This is a genomic window from Pseudomonas sp. F3-2 (genome assembly GCF_038804275.1).
GTDB lineage: Bacteria > Pseudomonadota > Gammaproteobacteria > Pseudomonadales > Pseudomonadaceae > Aquipseudomonas.
In genome coordinates, this window is sequence record NZ_CP152388.1 from 4,407,541 (window position 1) to 4,425,923 (window position 18,383).

Annotated in this window: 15 protein-coding genes; 10 read left to right on the forward strand and 5 right to left on the reverse strand. The window is 60.7% G+C overall.

The annotated features are described in order from the left end of the window. Window positions 1–37 precede the first annotated feature (37 nt). On the reverse strand, window positions 38–895 hold the full coding sequence (locus AAGQ88_RS19835; protein ID WP_342653335.1) for a glycine betaine ABC transporter substrate-binding protein: 858 nt from the start codon (window positions 893–895) through the stop codon (window positions 38–40). Between the two features lie 500 nt (window positions 896–1,395). Here AAGQ88_RS19835 and AAGQ88_RS19840 point away from each other — a divergent pair, with 500 nt between their 5' ends. Beyond that, window positions 1,396–3,000 carry a glycosyl hydrolase family 17 protein gene (locus AAGQ88_RS19840; RefSeq protein ID WP_342653336.1) on the forward strand — a complete coding sequence of 535 codons (1,605 nt, stop codon included), beginning with the start codon at window positions 1,396–1,398 and terminating at the stop codon, window positions 2,998–3,000. Between the two features lie 641 nt (window positions 3,001–3,641). Here the strand turns inward: AAGQ88_RS19840 and AAGQ88_RS19845 are convergent. Beyond that, a complete protein-coding gene (locus tag AAGQ88_RS19845) occupies window positions 3,642–4,001 on the reverse strand; it encodes a hypothetical protein (RefSeq protein ID WP_342653337.1) in 360 nt (119 codons plus the stop codon). A gap of 239 nt (window positions 4,002–4,240) precedes the next feature. Between AAGQ88_RS19845 and AAGQ88_RS19850 the strand changes: the two genes are divergently transcribed. The 3 genes from AAGQ88_RS19850 to AAGQ88_RS19860 all read left to right on the forward strand — a co-directional run bounded on the left by AAGQ88_RS19850 (window position 4,241) and on the right by AAGQ88_RS19860 (window position 7,404). Beyond that, window positions 4,241–5,539 (forward strand): serine/threonine protein kinase, encoded by a 1,299-nt coding sequence (locus AAGQ88_RS19850; RefSeq protein WP_285426659.1) that lies wholly within the window; start codon window positions 4,241–4,243, stop codon window positions 5,537–5,539. Next, window positions 5,532–6,335 carry a VacJ family lipoprotein gene (locus tag AAGQ88_RS19855; protein ID WP_093463801.1) on the forward strand — a complete coding sequence of 268 codons (804 nt, stop codon included), beginning with the start codon at window positions 5,532–5,534 and terminating at the stop codon, window positions 6,333–6,335. The genes AAGQ88_RS19850 and AAGQ88_RS19855 overlap by 8 nt, the downstream gene beginning before the upstream one ends. A gap of 214 nt (window positions 6,336–6,549) precedes the next feature. After that, window positions 6,550–7,404, forward strand: a complete 855-nt coding sequence (locus AAGQ88_RS19860; RefSeq protein WP_342653338.1) for a pirin family protein — start codon at window positions 6,550–6,552, stop codon at window positions 7,402–7,404. A 167-nt stretch (window positions 7,405–7,571) separates the two neighbouring features. On the opposite strand, the gene AAGQ88_RS19865 is transcribed toward AAGQ88_RS19860, so the two are convergent. Both AAGQ88_RS19865 and AAGQ88_RS19870 read right to left on the reverse strand, forming a co-directional pair. Further along, window positions 7,572–8,819: a patatin-like phospholipase family protein gene (locus tag AAGQ88_RS19865; RefSeq protein ID WP_342653339.1), complete on the reverse strand. Its 1,248-nt coding sequence runs from the start codon at window positions 8,817–8,819 to the stop codon at window positions 7,572–7,574. A 13-nt stretch (window positions 8,820–8,832) separates the two neighbouring features. Further along, window positions 8,833–9,765: a lipid A biosynthesis lauroyl acyltransferase gene (locus AAGQ88_RS19870; RefSeq protein ID WP_342653340.1), complete on the reverse strand. Its 933-nt coding sequence runs from the start codon at window positions 9,763–9,765 to the stop codon at window positions 8,833–8,835. 145 nt (window positions 9,766–9,910) lie between these two features. Here AAGQ88_RS19870 and minC point away from each other — a divergent pair, with 145 nt between their 5' ends. The 6 genes from minC (at window position 9,911) to AAGQ88_RS19900 (ending at window position 17,296) form a co-directional block, all read left to right on the forward strand. After that, on the forward strand, window positions 9,911–10,657 hold the full coding sequence (minC, locus tag AAGQ88_RS19875) for a septum site-determining protein MinC (protein WP_342653341.1): 747 nt from the start codon (window positions 9,911–9,913) through the stop codon (window positions 10,655–10,657). 338 nt (window positions 10,658–10,995) lie between these two features. After that, entirely contained in the window at window positions 10,996–11,808 is an 813-nt protein-coding gene (gene minD, locus AAGQ88_RS19880) for a septum site-determining protein MinD (protein WP_093463790.1), read from the forward strand. Next, window positions 11,808–12,062: a cell division topological specificity factor MinE gene (gene minE, locus AAGQ88_RS19885; RefSeq protein WP_037013831.1), complete on the forward strand. Its 255-nt coding sequence runs from the start codon at window positions 11,808–11,810 to the stop codon at window positions 12,060–12,062. The genes minD and minE overlap by 1 nt, the downstream gene beginning before the upstream one ends. Before the next feature lie 129 nt (window positions 12,063–12,191). After that, window positions 12,192–12,827: a pseudouridine synthase gene (locus AAGQ88_RS19890; protein WP_342653342.1), complete on the forward strand. Its 636-nt coding sequence runs from the start codon at window positions 12,192–12,194 to the stop codon at window positions 12,825–12,827. Window positions 12,828–13,626: 799 nt separating this feature from the next. Next, the gene (locus AAGQ88_RS19895; protein WP_093463786.1) at window positions 13,627–14,916 is read left to right on the forward strand and encodes a M18 family aminopeptidase; all 1,290 of its coding nucleotides are present in this window, start codon (window positions 13,627–13,629) and stop codon (window positions 14,914–14,916) included. 190 nt (window positions 14,917–15,106) lie between these two features. Continuing rightward, window positions 15,107–17,296, forward strand: a complete 2,190-nt coding sequence (locus tag AAGQ88_RS19900; protein WP_285426665.1) for a mechanosensitive ion channel family protein — start codon at window positions 15,107–15,109, stop codon at window positions 17,294–17,296. A gap of 93 nt (window positions 17,297–17,389) precedes the next feature. On the opposite strand, the gene AAGQ88_RS19905 is transcribed toward AAGQ88_RS19900, so the two are convergent. Further along, entirely contained in the window at window positions 17,390–18,298 is a 909-nt protein-coding gene (locus AAGQ88_RS19905) for a glycine betaine ABC transporter substrate-binding protein (protein WP_285426666.1), read from the reverse strand. Window positions 18,299–18,383 lie beyond the last annotated feature (85 nt).

An 18,383-nucleotide genomic window follows, 5' to 3' on the forward strand; every position in this document is an offset into this window, starting at 1 on the left:
CAGGCGGTTCGGGTACAAATTAACTCTTTGTGGCGATTTACTTACCGGTCCACTCTTTCACGCGCTCAGGGTGCTTAGCGACCCAGTCCTTGGCGGCTGCTTCAGGCTTGGCGCCGTCCTGAATGGCGAGCATGACTTCGCCGATCTCGTCCTTGCTGGTCCACTGGAATTTTTTCAGGAAGTCAGCCACGTCCGGCGCTTTCTTGGCCAGGTCCAGGCTGCCGATGTTGTCGACGGTTTCTGCTGCACCGTAAACGCCTTTTGGATCTTCCAGGAATTTCAGCTTCCATTTGGCGAACATCCAGTGAGGCACCCAGCCGGTCACGGCAATGGATTCCTTCTTGTTCTCGGCGCGGGTCAGCTCGGCGATCATGCCGGCGCCCGAACTTGCCTGCAGTTTGTAACCGTCCAGGCCGTAGTCTTTGATGGCCTGATCGGTCTTGATCATGACGCCCGAGCCTGCGTCGATACCGACGATTTTTTTCTTGAAAGACTCATCGGTCTTCAAGTCAGCCACCGAGTTGGCTTTCACGTACTCCGGCACGATCAGGCCGATTTTCGCGTCCTTGAAGTTAGGGCCGTAGTCGGTGACCTTGTCCTTGTTCTTGGCCCAGTATTCGCCGTGGGTCACAGGCAGCCAGGCGGACAGCATCATGTCCAGTTTGCCGGTTGCCACGCCCTGCCACATGATCCCGGCAGCGACCGCCTGCAGTTTCACGGGGTAGCCCAGTTTTTCCTTGATCACTTCGGCGGCCACGTTTGTGGTCGCAACGCTGTCGGACCAGCCGTCCACATAGCCGATGCTCAGCTCCGGTTTAGTGTCGGCAAGGGCCAGCGTGGAACTGATGGCAAGCGCCAGAGCGGCACCCGCACCCAGGATTTTTCGCATCTTCATCTTTACTTCCCCGGTAGTCCTGAACCCGACGGTCGTCGGGAATCGTTAACGTTTTTTTTGTCCGCGGCCCGCGCCCGCATTTGGCGCATCGCAGGACATTCACGCTTCAACCACTTGCCTGCGCAGCTGCACACGCTGCGTTGACCAGCCGATCATCTGCCCCCACCGACCTTGTGCCTTTCCTGTCAGCGACACTCAAACAGGTGGAAACGACATCACCAGGCCATCAACGACAGACAGGTCGTAAAACGAGGAGCAGTCCGTCCGAAAATTGCATGGTTAATCGAATATCCCGCGTAACTCCCTTTGGCAAGAGCGTGGTCATCCCTTGATGGGCTGCGAGACAGTCGTCAGAACAGACGTTTGGCGTGCGTCGGCGATGACCGCAATCCGAGGTTTCACGGCCGGCTCACGGCGGATCGTGCGACGAGCCAAGCGCCTACAGATGTATCGGCGCCGTCTTGCTAGACTGCGGCCCTCTGCCCCCTCTCGGCTCGATCATGCCCGCCACCTCCCGCTCGCCTGTTGTGATCTACCTGTTCTCCTGTCTGATTGCGCTGATCGCGATGTGCGGCTACTGGTACGGCCTGGGCCGGCCCGTGGTTCTGCCGGATGCCGCGACGCCAACCCATAAACTGCAATGCGCCTCTTACACGCCGTTCGATAAGGATCAGTCGCCTTTCGATCAGCCGTACACCCTGCGCCCGGCACGCATGGACGCTGACCTCGCCTTGTTGGCGACGCGTTTCGAGTGCATTCGCACCTACTCGATGACAGGCCTGGAAGCGATTCCGGAGATCGCCCGCAGACACGGTCTGAAAGTCATGCTCGGGGCGTGGGTGAATGCCAATCCAGTGGACACGGCGAAAGAAATCGCGGCTCTGATCAAGGCAGCCAATGAGGCACCGGACGTTGTCACCTCAGTCATCGTCGGTAACGAAACCCTGTTACGCAAGGAAGTGACTGGCGCTCAACTCGCCCGGCTGATCGGGCAGGTCAAAGCCCAGGTGAAGCAGCCGGTCACCTATGCCGATGTCTGGGAATACTGGCTGCAGTACCCCGAAGTCGCGCCGGCCGTGGACTTCCTGACGATCCATTTGCTGCCGTACTGGGAAGATGACCCCACCGGTATCGATGACGCGCTGGCCCATGTCGCGCAGATCCGTCAGGTGTTCGGTCACACATTTGCGCCCAAGGACATCGTCATAGGCGAGACCGGATGGCCGAGCGAGGGGCGTCAGCGAGAAACGGCACTGCCGAGCCGGGTCAATGAGGCGAAGTTCATTCGCAGTTTCGTGGCGATGGCTGAACAGAACGGCTGGCATTACAACCTGATCGAAGCGTTCGACCAGCCGTGGAAACGTGAGGCCGAGGGCGCGGTGGGCGGTTACTGGGGGCTGTTCGATGCCGACCGCCAGGAAAAGGGCGTGCTGGCGGGGCCGGTTTCGAACTTGCCGTACTGGCCGCACTGGTTGGCAATCAGCGGCGCGATCGGCCTGCTTGCGCTGGCCATCGCAGGCCGGACCGCCCAGGCCCGCCAGGCGCTGGTGCTGCCGTTGATGGCCGCGTTCGGCGCTTGCTGCATCGCCACGTGGGGCGAACTGGCGCGCGTGAACAGCCGCTTCGTGGGCGAGTACATCTGGGCGGCGGCGCTGGTGGGCCTGAATCTGGTGGTGCTGGCGCATGCCGCGCTGTCCCTGTCGGAAAGAACCGGCTGGCGCGGTCGCGCCTTCAACGCTCTCGAACGCCGCGCGGGCTGGTGGCTGAGCGCAGCAGGTTTCGCGGCAGCAGTGATGATGCTGGCGATGGTGTTCGACCCGCGCTATCGCAGCTTTGCGACGCCAACGGTGTGGTTGCCCGCCCTCTTTTATCTGGTCCGGCCAGTGAGCGCGCCACGCCGGGAGATCGCTCTGCTGGCGTTCATCGTCGGCGTCGGCATCGTTCCACAGTTGTTTCGTGAAGGGCTGAGCAATCCACAGGCCTGGGCGTGGGCGGCGGCTAATGCCGTCATGACTCTGGCGCTGTGGCGCAGTCTGCGGCTCACACGCACGGTCGCGGCTACCGAAACGCCGCCGTTACCCAATCCAGAGCGTTCGGCGGGATGACGGCGCAAGGAACACATTGTGTTACCGATGGACCGATTCCAAATCAGAATGCGGGTAACACGGAAACAGAATAGCGGCGTCAAACGTGGGCTCCCAAAGCTGATCTTGTCCAAACCATTGATTTCAAAGACTTTGCAAAAGTTGGCACGGCACCTGCTATATCTTCTGCATAACAAGAACAAAATGTGAAAACCCAATAAAAATAAGATGAATCGGCTCTGACATAACAAGAACAACGGTACAGAGACGCAGCCAACAGATTTTTTTGGAGTAGATGTGCTTTACAGAGGCCTCAAGCCTCACAGCCCGACCGAGAACAATAAAACTACCTTCAGGTAGCGTCCAGAACGGGTTGGATACTTCGCCAAACGAAGGCATCGAAGCAGATCAGCGCTCAAAAAAATACGTTTGCTCTTGTGTCCCGGATGGGGACCACTGAAGACGCTGTAGAGGGACCGGTTGCCAAAAACAACAACAGACCGCCCTACAACAATAAAAAAGAGCACGTGCAACGATTTAAAGGGGAGCCTCGGCTCCCCTTTATGCTGTCTGGCGTTTGGAGTTGCTGCGGTCGGACGCGCCCCCGGGCAGATCGCCTGCAAGCACGGCGCCTGCGCCCTCCCGGCAGAATCAAAAGCGGATCACCGCGCTCGCACTAACCGCAACCCGGCAATCACCACCGCGAACACCGCCAGACTGGCCGTGTACAGCACCAGCGCCAACACGCCCAGCAGCAATCCCACTATGGCCAGCCCGCGGCCAAGGCCTCGCGGAATGACAAACGCGACCAGCGACACGATCAGCGCGCCCCAGCCGAACACGCCGAAATGGATCAACAGCCCCAGTTTCGCCCGCACAACACATTGCCATTGCGAAGCACCGTCGGCACACAAACCGACCCAACGCACCTCCTCCATCAATCCGTAGCGCAAGCCGTAACTGGCGGCCAGCCAGAGAGCCAGTGCAATGAACGCTAAAACCAGCGGCAAACGACGCGACACGGAACGCTCCTGACGGGAAAAACGACGCCCAGCATAGCCGCTGGCAGCACGGGATACGCACCTGTATGCATTAAAAGCACATACGCACACGCCATCCGAGCCAGAACGTGTATTGTCGCCTAGGATTTGTACGGGGCAGCGCGGTAAATAATGCAAAATGCCACTACGGCACTTTTCGCACTCCCCCTGTGTCATAGCCTGCGTATCTCAACAGCACTTCTTTCCCAAGGGATTCAGTCATGCTTCGTTTTCTACGCCTCGCCGCCCTCTCCGGCGGCCTGTTTTTGAGTGCGTCCGTGATGGCGGTCGACATCGACCCGTCCAGCTATGGCTTCCCCTTGACCAATCCGTTCGAAGCGACGATCGCCACGACCCCACCGGATTTGCGTGCCAAGGTGCCTGAAGACGCCGACATCGATCAGGACGATTACAGCCTGACGCTGCGCCCCGAGCGCGAGTTCACGCTACCGGACAACTTCTGGGCCGTTAAAAAACTGCGTTATCGCCTCGCCAAACAGGACCACCCTGCCCCGCTGATCTTCCTCATCGCGGGCACAGGTGCTCCTTACAACAGCACGCTCAACGAATACCTGAAGCGGCTTTATTACGGAGCCGGGTACAACGTCGTACAGCTCTCGTCGCCAACCAGCTACGACTTCATGAGCGCTGCCTCACGCTTTGCGACGCCAGGCGTGACCAAGGAAGACGCTGAGGACTTGTATCGGGTGATGCAGGCGGTGCGTGCCCAGCAGAATAAACTTCAGGTCACCGAGTATTACCTCACCGGTTACAGCCTCGGGGCGCTGGACGCGGCGTTCGTCAGTAAGCTGGACGAGACCCGTCGCAGCTTCAACTTCAAGAAAGTGCTGCTGATCAACCCGCCAGTGAACCTCTACACCTCGATCACCAACCTGGACAAAATGGTTCAGACCGAGGTTAAAGGCATCACCAACAGCACCACGTTCTATGAACTGGTGCTGCAGAAACTGACGCGCTACTTCCGCGAGAAGGGCTACATCGACCTCAACGACGCGCTGCTGTATGACTTCCAACAGTCCAAGCAGCACTTGTCCAACGAACAGATGGCGATGCTGATCGGCACGTCCTTCCGCTTCTCTGCCGCCGACATCGCGTTCACCTCGGACCTGATCAATCGACGGGGCCTGATCACGCCGCCGAAAACCCCGATCAGCGAAGGCACCAGCCTCACGCCGTTCCTCAAGCGTGCGCTGCAATGCGACTTCGACTGCTACGTCACCGAGCAAGTCATCCCGATGTGGCGTGCGCGCACTGACGGCGGCAGCCTGTTGCAACTGGTCGATCAGGTCAGTCTGTACGCGCTGAAGGATTACCTGAGCACCAGCAAGAAAATCGCCGTGATGCACAATGCCGATGACGTGATCCTCGGCCCAGGCGACCTCGGATTCCTGCGCAAGACCTTTGGCGATCGCTTGACCGTTTATCCCTACGGCGGTCATTGCGGCAACATGAACTATCGCGTCAACAGCGACGCCATGCTGGAGTTTTTCCGTGGCTAAACGTCTATTGCTTATCGCTGCCCTGCTGTGTGCAGGCGTGGCTCATGCCGACGACGCTCCCATCGTCTCCAAGGCCGCGCCAGTGCAACGCGTGGACAATCCGGACGGTTTCACCGAGCCGTTGAAGTCGCTGAAATTCAATCCGGGCCTCGACGCCCAGGAGTTCGAGCGCTCATCGCTCAACGCGTTGAATGTGTACGACCCGCTGGAGTCCTGGAACCGCCGGGTCTACCACTTCAACTACCGCTTCGACGAGTGGGTGTTCCTGCCTGTGGTCAACGGCTACAAGTACATCACCCCAAGCTTCGTTCGCACCGGCGTGAGTAACTTCTTCAGCAACCTTGGCGATATCCCCAATCTGGTGAACAGTCTGCTGCAGTTCAAGGGCAAGCGCTCGATGGAAACCACTGGACGCCTGATCATCAACACCACGCTGGGCATCGCCGGGCTGTGGGACCCGGCCACGAAAATGGGCCTGCCCAAGCAGAGTGAAGACTTCGGCCAGACGCTGGGCTTCTACGGCGTGCCTGCCGGCCCGTACTTCGTGTTGCCGATCCTGGGGCCGTCCAACTTCCGCGACACCGGTGGCCTGGCGTTCGACTTCACCGCCGAATCGCAGATCAACTTCCTCAACGTAGCACAGGTCAGTCAGGACCATCCTGAGCTGTACCTGCTGCGCGCGATCGACCGCCGCTACTCCACCAGCTTCCGATACGGGCAGATGGATTCGCCGTTCGAGTACGAGAAGGTGCGGTACGTGTACACCGAAGCGAGGAAGTTGCAGATCTCGGAATAACCCAGCCCCTTGCAGGAGCGCGCTTGCCCGCGATTGCAGTTTTTCCGGCACACCGATGCCGACTGACTGAACGCCGCCGCAGGCAAGCACGCTCCTGCAATGACCCCTCAAAACAATCTATAAAATCGATCGATCCCTCGCAAAAACGTCACCCATCCATCGCCTCAACAGGCATACCATAGGCGCCATTCCCACCTGTTCTGGAGTGAGCCTCATGACTCAATTTCGTAAAGTGCTGTCGATCCAGGCCGGCCAGCCGACTTCGGACGGCGCTGGCGTCAAACTGACACGGGTCTTTGGCGGCCCGGGCGTCGAACTCTTCGACCCGTTTCTGATGCTCGACGAATTCGGTTCGGATGAAGCCGACGACTACATCGCAGGCTTTCCGCCACACCCGCATCGTGGCTTCGAAACCGTGACGTACATGCTCGAAGGCCGCATGCGCCATGAGGACCACATGGGCAACGTCGGCCTGCTGCAAGGCGGTGGCGTGCAATGGATGACCGCCGCACGCGGCGTGATCCACAGCGAAATGCCCGAGCAGGAAGAAGGCCTGATGCGCGGTTTCCAGCTGTGGCTGAATTTGCCGGGCAAGTCAAAGATGGGCGACGCCGGTTACGACGACATCCAGCCCGAACGCATTCCTCGTGTCACGACGCAGAACGGTGTCGAGGTGATCGTGATTGCCGGTCAGTTCGACGACGGTCAGACCCGTCAGGCAGGCGCAGTGCAGCGGCCTGATACCGAACCGCATTACTTCGACTTCCATATGCCGGCAGGTTCGACCGTCAGCCCGCGTGTACCGGAAGGTCATCGAGTGCTGCTTTATGTGTACGAAGGCGAAGTGGAGATCGCCGGGCAGCCTCAGAAACTGGGCAAGAGTCGTCTCGCAAGGCTGTCGGAAAACGGCGAGCTGCAGCTGACGGCAGCAGTGGACACCAAGGTGTTGCTGATTGCCGGCAAACCGCTGCGCGAACCGATCGTGCAATACGGCCCGTTCGTCATGAACAGCCGCGAAGAGATCGAGCAAGCGTTGCGCGATTTCCGGGATGACAAGCTGACTGCATAACGACACCGCCTCTGTAGGAGCGCGCTTGCCCGCGATCTACCGCGCAGCGGTAGCAAAACAGGCGACCCGGTTGTCCCGAGTCATCGCATGCACTGGATCTGCTGCCGATTCCCGGCAGGTCGCGGGCAAGGTGAAACGCCAACCCGGTCGCTTCTACGGATTCGCTGTCAATCCAGACGCAAAAACTTCATCAGCTGTTCCTTCTGGGCCATCGCATCGCGTCGGCCCAGTTCGATCAGTTCGCTGCAATACCCCGACTCGAACAACAGATAACTCAGCACCCCTGCCCCGCTGGTCTTGGTCGCGCCCGGACCTCGCAGAAAAGTGCGCAAGGCCGCTGGCAGTTCCCGGCGATGCCGGGCAGCAATTTCATCGAGCGGCTGACTGGGCGAGATCACCAACACCTCCACCGGCGCCAGCGACTGAACCGGCGTGGGCTGCTCGGAAATTTGCGGCGATGGCTGATGAGGCATGTTCGGGGGCAGCATGCGGCTCAACAGATTCAAGCGCTCGAGCAATTCGATATCGCTTTCGAGGCTGTCGATGAACGTGCTGTTGAGCATGTGCCCGCTGATCTGCGCAAGGCTCGGCTGTGCGCCGCTCACGACCCGGTGAACGGGCTTGTTCGCGCCCGGTCCGCGCGGATTGCCGCTGACGCCCACGACCAGCACCCGATTGGCGCCCAGGTGCAAGGCCGGGCTGATGGGCGCCGACTGCCGCACGGCGCCATCACCAAAATACTCGTGCTCAAGTTTGACCGGGGCGAACAGCAAGGGGATCGCGGAACTGGCCAGCAGATGATCCACCGTCAGTTGCGTCGGCTGACCGATACGCCGATGGCGCAGCCAGGCGTCGATGGTGCCCTTGCCCTGATAAAAGGTGACGGCTTGCCCTGATTCGTAGCCAAACGCGGTCACTGCCACGGCGCGAAGATGCCGGTCGTTGATCGCCGCTTCGATGCCAGCCAGATTCAGCCGTTCGGTGAGCAGTTCCTTCAGCGGCGAGCTGTCGAGCAGCGCCACTGGCACCTGTTTGCGGCCGATCCCCAAGAGGCTGCGAACGAAAAACCGCGATGCCTGGCGCATGACCCCGGCCCAGTCGCTGCGCAAAACCTGATGACTGCGAAAGCTCTGCCAGAACAGGGTCAACTCGTGAATGGCGGTCCGAAAATGCGCCGCGCCGCTCGCCAGCTTGACTGCGTTGATAGCGCCAGCCGACGTGCCGACGATGACCGGGAAAGGGTTTTGCGCACCCGCGGGCAGCAGGTCGGCGATGCCCGCCAGTACGCCGACCTGATAGGCCGCGCGCGCGCCGCCGCCGGAGAGAATCAGGCCGGTGACCGACTCCGCGACGGCAGGTGCATCGCAAGCGCTGCGCACGGTTTGTTGTTCGATGGCGCTCGTTGTCATGGGCATTCAGCTCTGGGTATCAACCACGCTTTTTATACAGTTTCGGCTCACCGGGCGGTCGGCTCTTGAAGCGCCGATGCGCCCACAAATACTGTTCCGGGCATTCGGTGACGGCCCGCTCGACCCATTGATTGATGCGCAGGCAGTCGGCCTCGTCGCTTTCGCCGGGGAAGTCTTCAAGGGGCGGATGGATGACCAGCTTGTAGCCGCTGCCATCGTCCAGACGCTTCTGGGTGAACGGCACGACCCTCGCGCGTCCCAGGGTGGCGAACTTGCTGGTCGCCGGCACCGTGGCTGCCGGAATGCCGAACAGCGGGACGAAGATGCTTTGCTTGGCGCCGTAGTCCTGATCCGGCGCATACCAGATCGCGCGGCCTTTGCGCAGCTGCTTGATCATGCCGCGCACGTCCTCGCGCTCCACCGCGATCGCGTCCAGATTGTGACGCTCGCGGCCGCGGCGCTGAATGTAGTCGAACAGCGCATTCTTGTGCTCGCGATACATGCCGTCGATGGTGTGTTGCTGCCCCAGCAGCGCGGCGCCGATTTCCAGCGTGGTGAAATGCAGCGCCATGAGAATCACGCCTTGCCCGTCCTGGTGCGGCTGCTGGATGTGCTCCAGCCCTTCGACATGGGCAAGCCTGGCGAGGCGTTGCCTGCTCCACCACCAACTCATGGCCATTTCAAAAAACGCGATGCCGGTGGATGCGAAATTCTCCTTGAGCAGGCGTTTGCGCTCCGCTTTCGAGTACTGCGGGAAGCACAGCTCCAGATTACGCGCGGCAATGATCCGGCGATCTGTCGCAAAGTAGTACATGACCGCCCCCAGCATCCGGCCGATGGCCACCAGCATGCGAAACGGCAGCTGCACGACCAGCCAGAGCAGGCCCAGCCCCAGCCAGAGCGGCCAGTAGCGCGGATGAAGAAATTCGGCACGAAAACGCGGGCGTTCCATTACAGCTTCCGTCAGGGCAAAGGCGGGCATTCTACATGGGTTCGAGTGGATCGGTGACGCTTCGTCGGATGCGGCTCCCTTGCGGCTGGCGGGCGATCTCGTTATAAGTCTCGGCACTTTTAGCGACAAGCCGCTGTATGCCGACATGAGCCAAATCGAATTGCAAGATCAGGATCCCGTGTTTCAGTTGAAGGGCAGCATGCTGGCCATAACCGTGCTGGAACTGGCCCGCAACAACCTCGAAGCGCTGGATCGTCAACTGGCGGCCAAAGTCGCCCAGGCACCCAACTTCTTCAGCAACACCCCGCTGGTCCTGGCGCTGGACAAGCTGCCGCCCAATGAAGGCGCGATCGACCTGCCGGCGATGATGCGGGTCTGCCGCCAGCATGGCCTGCGCACCTTGGCCATCCGCGCCAACCGCATCGAAGACATCGCCGCGGCCATCGCCATCGACCTGCCGGTTCTGCCACCCTCCGGCGCCCGTGAAAGACCGCTCGATCCGACGGAAGGCGAAGTCCGGAAAAAGCCTGAAGTCATCGAGAAACCGCCTGAGCCTCTGGTCAAGCCGACCAAGATAATCACGGCTCCCGTGCGTGGCGGTCAGCAGATTTACGCCCAGGGCTCCGATCTGGTGGTGATTTCCTCGGTCAGTCCCGGCGCGGAACTTCTCGCCGATGGCAACATCCATGTGTATGGTCCGATGCGGGGCCGGGCGCTGGCAGGCATCAAGGGCGACACCAAAGCCCGTATTTTTTGCCAGCAGATGGTCGCCGAACTGGTCTCCATCGCGGGCCAGTACAAGGTTTCCGAAGACCTGCGCAGAGATCCTCTGTGGGGCGCCGGGGTACAGGTCAGTCTGTCCGGCGACGTGTTGAACATCACCCGTCTTTAACGGATACTGCGCCATTTTCAAAGCCACTCTGATTCGTCGCGAAAACGATGCAAAGGGAAAGGAAAACCGGGAAATTCGTTTGTTTTCTCGAAACATGAGCCCCAGCCGGGCTCTGGCTTCCACCGTTGCTCGCGTACCGTTGCGTCACGAGGGGCTATTCAGGGACTAGATTCGTTCGAAAAGTCGGCGAGCGAAGGTCAGGCAAGGCAAAAGCAGGCGAGCAAGCGGAGTTTAGGCCCCTAAATGAGCATTGCGAGCCTGTCTTTACCGCAGCATGAACGAGCGCAGCCACTTTACGGGCGAAGCTGGCCTTCCTTTTCCTCTAGGGGTGATTCACCTTGGCCAAGATTCTCGTGGTTACATCCGGCAAGGGTGGTGTGGGCAAGACCACCACCAGCGCCGCTATCGGTACAGGCCTCGCACTGCGCGGCCACAAAACAGTGATCGTCGACTTCGACGTCGGCCTGCGTAACCTGGACCTGATCATGGGTTGCGAGCGTCGCGTGGTATATGACTTCGTCAACGTGGTCAACGGCGAAGCCAACCTGCAGCAGGCACTGATCAAAGACAAGCGCCTGGAAAACCTGTACGTACTGGCCGCCAGCCAGACCCGCGACAAGGATGCCCTCACCCAGGAAGGCGTCGAAAAGGTCCTGATGCAGCTCAAGGAAGACTTCGAGTTCGTGGTATGCGACTCGCCGGCCGGTATCGAGAAAGGCGCTCATCTAGCGATGTACTTCGCCGACGAAGCCATCGTCGTGACCAACCCGGAAGTCTCCTCGGTACGTGACTCGGACCGCATGCTGGGCCTGCTGGCCAGCAAATCCCGCCGCGCCGAAAACAACGAAGACCCGATCAAGGAACACCTGCTCCTGACCCGCTATAACCCGCAGCGCGTCAGCGATGGCGAGATGCTGGGTGTCGAAGACGTCAAGGAAATCCTCTCGGTGACCTTGCTGGGCGTGATCCCGGAATCCCAGGCAGTGCTCAAGGCGTCCAACTCCGGCGTACCTGTGATCCTCGATGACCAGAGCGATGCTGGCCAGGCCTACAGCGACGCAGTTGATCGCCTGCTGGGCAAAGCCGTTGAGCACCGCTTCCTGGACGTAAAGAAGAAAGGATTTCTGGAACGTCTGTTCGGGGGTAACTAATGAGTATTTTTGACTTCTTTCGTGCCAACAAAAAGCCCAGCACCGCGTCGGTAGCGAAAGAGCGTCTACAGATCATCGTGGCGCACGAACGCGGCCAACGCAGCACCCCGGACTACCTGCCAGCCTTGCAGAAGGAACTGGTCGAGGTGATTCGCAAATACGTCAATATCGGCAACGATGACGTGCATGTCGCGTTGGAAAACGACGGCAGCTGCTCGATTCTGGAACTCAATATCACCCTGCCTGATCGTTGATCGAAAAGGCAGCCGCCACGGCGGCTCGGTTGCTCGCATCCTTGCACGGGATGCGGGTGAGCGAGCCGCCGTTGGCGTTTGCTACAGGACCGATTTTGTCCTGAGACTGTTTAGCTGCGAGGCTGTCTGATGCCGCTGTCCAACGTTCACATTCTCCATCAGGACACCGCCGTTCTGGTGGTGAACAAGCCTACCCTTCTGCTCTCCGTGCCCGGCCGGGCGGACGATAACAAGGACTGCCTGATCACCCGCTTGCAGGAAAACGGCTATCCCGAGGCGCGAATCGTCCATCGCCTGGATTGGGAAACCTCCGGGATCATCCTCCTGGCACGCGATGCCGATACCCATCGGGAACTGTCCCGGCAGTTTCACGACCGGGAAACCGAAAAAGCCTACACCGCGCTGGCCTGGGGACAACCTGAATTGGACAGCGGCAGTATCGACCTGCCCTTGCGTTATGACCCGCCGACCAAGCCTAGGCATGTGGTCGACCACGAATCCGGCAAACATGCGCTGACGTTCTGGCGGGTGCTGGAGCGTTACGACACCCATTGTCGGGTCGAGCTGACGCCGATTACCGGCCGTTCGCACCAGTTGCGGGTGCATATGTTGTCGATCGGGCACCCGTTGCTGGGCGATGGTCTGTATGCACATCCCGAGGCACTGGCGGCGTATCCGAGATTGTGTCTGCACGCGAGCATGCTGGCGTTCACGCATCCGGGGACGGGTGACCGGGTGCGGTTTGAGTGCCCGGCGCCGTTTTGATCGGTTTTTTGTTTCTTTGCATGATCGTTCCCGCGCTCCGCGTGGGAATGCCTGGCAAGACGCTCTGCGTCCAACTCGACGCGGAGCGTCAATCGATGCGTTACCACGCAGAGCGTGGGAACGATCAGCAAAAGCACCCCAAGTAACCAAGGGTGCTTGCTCTCGGTTGGGCCCGACTTCGTCGGGTTCCCTCACTCCGACGATGCTCCGTGGGCCCGCGCCGAACGGACATCCATGTCCTGACGGCGCTCTCGCCGCATCCATGCGGCTCGACCCACTCCACATCGCCTGCGCTCGGCCTGCACCAAAGTCGCGCTTTGTGGTATCTGGACGGTTGCGTCAAGAGTGATTCAGGCTGGAGCTAACGCTCCTCGCATTCTTCATTCGGTCATCGACCATCCGCACGCCCCGAAATGTAGGAGCGCGCTTGCTCTGGGCCGCACTCGGACGATCTGCCGGGAACCGGCAGCAAGACCGGTACATGCTGTATCTCAGGCATAACCGAGTCGTCTGGTTTTGCTACCGCTGCGCGGTAGATCGCGGGCAAGCGCGCTCCTACAGAATTAGCGTCATCCGAAGTTTTTGCTTTTGATCTTCATACCGAGAACGTTTGGACGACACAAAACGCGACTTGGGTGCCGGCTGAACGCAGGCGTCGCGGAGTGGGCCGAGCGTCATAAACTCAAGGCGCGTCGATACCGACGTCAGATATGCCCCCGCCATAAAATCCTACAACCACCAAGCTCGCTACCTCACTCAGAGGCCTGTAAACTCCCGCCATTGCTGTCTGGAGTAACTTATGCGCGAAGAGCTGAACCAAGGCCTGATCGACTTTCTCAAGGCCTCTCCCACCCCGTTTCACGCCACTGCAAGCCTGGTGCAACGTCTGGAAGGCGCAGGCTATCAGCGACTGGACGAACGCGAGCCATGGCACACCGAAACCGGCGGTCGCTACTACGTCACCCGCAACGATTCCTCCATAGTCGCCTTCAAACTCGGTCGCCTGTCCCCCCTGATCGGCGGCATCCGCCTGGTCGGAGCACACACTGACAGCCCGTGCCTGCGCGTCAAACCTCAGCCTGAGCTGCAGCGCCAGGGTTTCTGGCAACTGGGCGTCGAGGTTTACGGCGGCGCCCTGCTCGCCCCGTGGTTCGATCGCGACCTGTCCCTGGCCGGGCGCGTGACCTTCCGCCGCGACGGCAAGGTCGAAAGCCAGCTGATCGATTTCAAACTGCCCATCGCAACCATCCCCAATCTGGCGATTCACCTCAACCGCACCGCCAACGAAGGCTGGCCGATCAACGCACAGAACGAACTTCCGCCGATCCTGGCGCAGGTCGCGGGCGATGAACGCGCTGATTTCCGTGCGCTGCTGACCGACCAGTTGGCCCGTGAGCACGGCCTGAACGCCGACGTTGTCCTCGATTACGAGCTGAGTTTCTACGACACGCAAAGCGCAGCAGTGATCGGCCTCAACGGCGACTTCATCGCCGGCGCGCGTCTGGACAACCTGCTGTCGTGCTTCGCGGGTCTGCAAGCGCTGTTGAACGCCGATGGCGACGAAACCTGCCTGCTCATCTGCACCGATCACGAAGAAGTGGGGTCGACGTCGGCCTGCGGCGCCGATGGTCCGATGCTCGAACAAGTGCTGCAACGCCTGTTGCCCGAAGGCGACGACTACGTGCGCACGATTCAGAAATCGCTGCTGATCTCCGCCGACAACGCCCACGGCGTGCACCCTAACTACGCCGAAAAGCACGACGGCAATCACGGCCCGAAACTCAACGCCGGGCCCGTCATCAAGGTCAACAGCAACCAGCGCTACGCCACCAACAGCGAAACCGCCGGTTTCTTCCGTCACCTGTGCATGGCTGAAGAAGTGCCGGTGCAGAGCTTCGTGGTGCGTTCCGACATGGCCTGCGGTTCGACCATCGGACCGATCACCGCCGGCCACCTGGGCGTGCGCACGGTCGACATCGGCCTGCCGACGTTCGCGATGCACTCGATCCGCGAACTGGCTGGCAGCCAGGACCTGGCGCATCTGGTCAAGGTCCTCTCGGCGTTCTACGCCAGTGCCGAGCTGCCTTGACTGGCGGTCGCGCAGGGGGCCGGCATGGCCGCCTGCGCGGACCGCATTATCCAGATCGGCATCCGGTCCGCCCTGACGGCCGGGTGCCGCGATGCACGACCTTCGCAGCGCTGCTCACGGGCCAGCCCCGCGCCTGCACCTCAAGCGCACTACAATCCTATCGCCCGCCCGACTCGAGGTTGATGACCCGGTGACTGCTCCTCCCCGCTTTTGCACCCTGCCACGCCTGTTGCTGATCTTTCTGCTGGCACTGTTCCCCGTCGCCCTCACGCAGGCGGCTGGACTGCCGAGTCTGCTCAGTGGCCAGAAAGCTCAGCCGCAGGCGCAAGAGCCGTTGGGGCAGTCGCTGGATGAAGTGATCACGTCGCTGGAGAACGATCAGCAGCGCAGCAAGTTGCTGGAGGACCTGAAGAAGCTTCGCGATGCCACGCAGAAAGCCCAGCCCAACGCCGAGCAAGGCGTGCTGGGGCTGATCGGCAGTTCGTTTGCAGAGCTGGAGAAACAGTTTACCGGAGACGACAGCCCGCTCAGCCGCTGGGCCGATGAGGTGTCGCAGGCGCAGGACGAACTCGTCGCATTGATGTTGCCGGCCAATCAATGGTGGCCGATCATCTTCGGTTTCGCCGTGGTTCTTGCGCTCTGGAGCCTGTTGGCGGCGGCGCTGATCTGGCTCGGGCACAAGGTGCGGCTGCGCTTTGGCCTGTCCGAAGAACTGCCGCAACACCCACGCCCGTGGGACATGCTGCGCTTTGCGCTGCGCAAGCTCGGACCCTGGCTGGTGGCGCTGGTGATCACGGTGTACCTGAGTTATTCGCTGCCGCCGTCGCTGGGTCGTGATCTGGCGATGGTGCTCGCTTACGCGCTGGTGGTCGGCACGCTGTTTTCGGCCATCTGCGTGATTGCGTTCTCGCTGCTGGACGGTCCTCATCGGCATCAGGCGCTGTACATCCTGCGCCACCAGGCCTTCCGCCCGCTGTGGTGGATCGGCAGTTTCGCAGCGTTCGGCGAAGCGCTGAGCGATCCGCGTCTGGTGGCAAGCCTGGGCGTGCACCTGGCGCACACCGCCGCGACACTGGCGAACGTCATGGCCGCGCTGTCGACCGGGCTGTTCATCATCCGTTTCCGTCGGCCCATCGCTCACCTCATTCGCAACCAGCCCCTGGCTCGCCGCCTGAAACGACGCGCGTTGAGCGACAGCATCGAAGTGCTCGGCAGCTTCTGGTACCTGCCCGCGCTTGTGCTGGTGGGCGTGTCGCTGTTTGCGACGTTTTTCTCTGCCGGCGATACCAGCACGGCGTTGCGTCAGGCGCTGATCTGCACGGTGCTGCTGGTGCTGTGCATGGTGATCAACGGGCTGGTGCGGCGTTATGCGCAAAAACCGTCCCACGGCCACAAGCGTCATGCGCTGTATTCGGATCGTCTCAAGAACTTCTTCTACACCGTCGTGCACCTGCTCATCTGGCTGGTGTTCATCGAACTGGGGATGCGCGTGTGGGGCCTGTCTCTGATTCGGTTTGCCGACGGCGACGGGCATGACATCAGCCTGCGAATCATTGGCCTTGCCACCACGCTGATGTTTGCCTGGCTGGTGTGGATTCTTGCCGATACCGCGATTCATCATGCCCTTACCCGCTCGCGCAAGGGCCTGGCCAACGCCCGCGCGCAGACGATGATGCCGCTGATTCGTAATGTGCTGTTCGTGACGATTTTCATCATTGCGGTGATTGTCGCGCTGGCGAACATGGGCATGAACGTCACGCCGCTGCTGGCGGGTGCCGGTGTCATCGGCCTGGCGATCGGTTTCGGCGCGCAGTCGCTGGTTGCGGACCTGATCACCGGCTTGTTCATCATCATCGAGGACTCGCTGGCGATCGACGATTACGTCGACGTCGGCGGTCACCTGGGCACCGTCGAAGGGCTGACCATCCGGACCGTGCGGCTGCGGGACATCGACGGCATCGTTCACACCATCCCTTTCAGCGAGATCAAGAGCATCCAGAACTACTCGCGGGAGTTCGGCTACGCGATCTTCCGCATCGCGATCCCGTCGAACATGAACATCGACGACGCCTTGAAAATGATCCGCGACGTCGGCCAGAAGATGCGCACCGATCCGCTGCAGCGCCGCAATATCTGGTCACCGCTGGAGATTCAGGGCGTCGAAAGCTTCGAGTCGGGCAACGCCATTCTGCGTGCACGCTTCAAGACCGCGCCGATCAAGCAGTGGGAAGTTTCGCGAGCGTTCAATCTGTCGCTCAAACGCTACCTGGATGAAGCCGGGATGGACCTGGCGACACCGCGCCTGAACGTGCAGGTCAGCACCAGCGGCGGCAGCGTGAGTGAGTTGCGCGGGAAGAAAGACGGCGCGTCTGCTGACTGATGCACCGCACGAACTGTGGGAGCGAGTCTGCTCCCACAGGACCAAGCCTTGCCCCTGAATCAGCAGCAGGCCGCCCGCCCCTTTCTTACAGCATCAAGGGCTGGTTGCCGCCGTCTTGTTGCCTTCGGCCATCGCCACGAACCTCGCCTTGTTCTGCGCGTAATAAGCTGCGACGACTTTTTCCGGCGAGTTGCCTGGCTCCCGCGCCGCCGACATCATCGTCTGCAAGTCAGCCTGCGGGATGGAGTAATGGGAGAAGAACCGGGCCACTTTCGGGTATTGCTCGCTGAATCCCTTGCGGGCGACGACGTGAATCTGCTCGGTGCCGCCGAACAAATGCTCCGGGTCATCCAGATAGCGCAGCGGGTATTTGGCGAACATCCAGTGCGGACTCCAGGCGTTGACCAGTGACCATTTCCCGCGTTTGAGGTTGCGGTCCAGCTCGCTGAGCATGCCGCTTTCCGAAGACGCGACCATTTTGTAGCCGACGATCTTCTTGTCGTTGAGGACTTTCTCGGTCAGCTTGTACTGCCCGTTGCCCACCTCCGACGTCAGGATCTTGCCGTCGAATTGCTGCGCGATACCCGGCTTGTTCAGGTCGGCAAGGCTCGACACCTCGCTGGCCGGCACGATGTCCGGCACCGCCATGCCGATGCGGCCTTCATACAGCACGCCCAGATCTTCGAGCTTGTCCTTGTACTTGTCGTAGAAGGCCTTGTGCGTACCTGGCAGCCAGACCATGGGAATCAGGTCGATGTTGCCGTTGGCCATCGCTTGAAACTGGATGCCAATGTCGGCCATCACCAGCTTGACCGGCTGTTTCAGCTGATCTTCCAGAACGATGTTGGCCAGCTTGACGGCGATCTCCGTGTCCGACCAGTTCACCCAACCGATGCGAACCGGCGGCTGATCGGCGGCGTGGCTGAGCACGCTCACTGTCGTCAAAGCGATCCCTGCTAACCAACCAATACGTTTTTTCTTATACGGCGAATAAGCATCCATCGTGCATGTCCCCTGTCGTGTATGGGTGTTACTGGGTGCGGCAGTGAAAGTGTCGAATCGCCAGTCTCGGCCAGCTGTTCGGCCG

Excerpts from the sequence above, each read along its gene's own strand:
- AAGQ88_RS19835 (WP_342653335.1), bottom strand. The coding sequence starts at position 895 with ATGAAGATGCGAAAAATCCTGGGTGCGGGTGCCGCTCTGGCGCTTGCC.
- AAGQ88_RS19840 (WP_342653336.1), top strand. The coding sequence starts at position 1,396 with ATGCCCGCCACCTCCCGCTCGCCTGTTGTGATCTACCTGTTCTCCTGT.
- AAGQ88_RS19850 (WP_285426659.1), top strand. The coding sequence starts at position 4,241 with ATGCTTCGTTTTCTACGCCTCGCCGCCCTCTCCGGCGGCCTGTTTTTG.
- AAGQ88_RS19860 (WP_342653338.1), top strand. The coding sequence starts at position 6,550 with ATGACTCAATTTCGTAAAGTGCTGTCGATCCAGGCCGGCCAGCCGACT.
- AAGQ88_RS19865 (WP_342653339.1), bottom strand. The coding sequence starts at position 8,819 with ATGCCCATGACAACGAGCGCCATCGAACAACAAACCGTGCGCAGCGCT.
- AAGQ88_RS19870 (WP_342653340.1), bottom strand. The coding sequence starts at position 9,765 with ATGGAACGCCCGCGTTTTCGTGCCGAATTTCTTCATCCGCGCTACTGG.
- minC (WP_342653341.1), top strand. The coding sequence starts at position 9,911 with ATGAGCCAAATCGAATTGCAAGATCAGGATCCCGTGTTTCAGTTGAAG.
- minE (WP_037013831.1), top strand. The coding sequence starts at position 11,808 with ATGAGTATTTTTGACTTCTTTCGTGCCAACAAAAAGCCCAGCACCGCG.
- AAGQ88_RS19890 (WP_342653342.1), top strand. The coding sequence starts at position 12,192 with ATGCCGCTGTCCAACGTTCACATTCTCCATCAGGACACCGCCGTTCTG.
- AAGQ88_RS19895 (WP_093463786.1), top strand. The coding sequence starts at position 13,627 with ATGCGCGAAGAGCTGAACCAAGGCCTGATCGACTTTCTCAAGGCCTCT.
- AAGQ88_RS19905 (WP_285426666.1), bottom strand. The coding sequence starts at position 18,298 with ATGGATGCTTATTCGCCGTATAAGAAAAAACGTATTGGTTGGTTAGCA.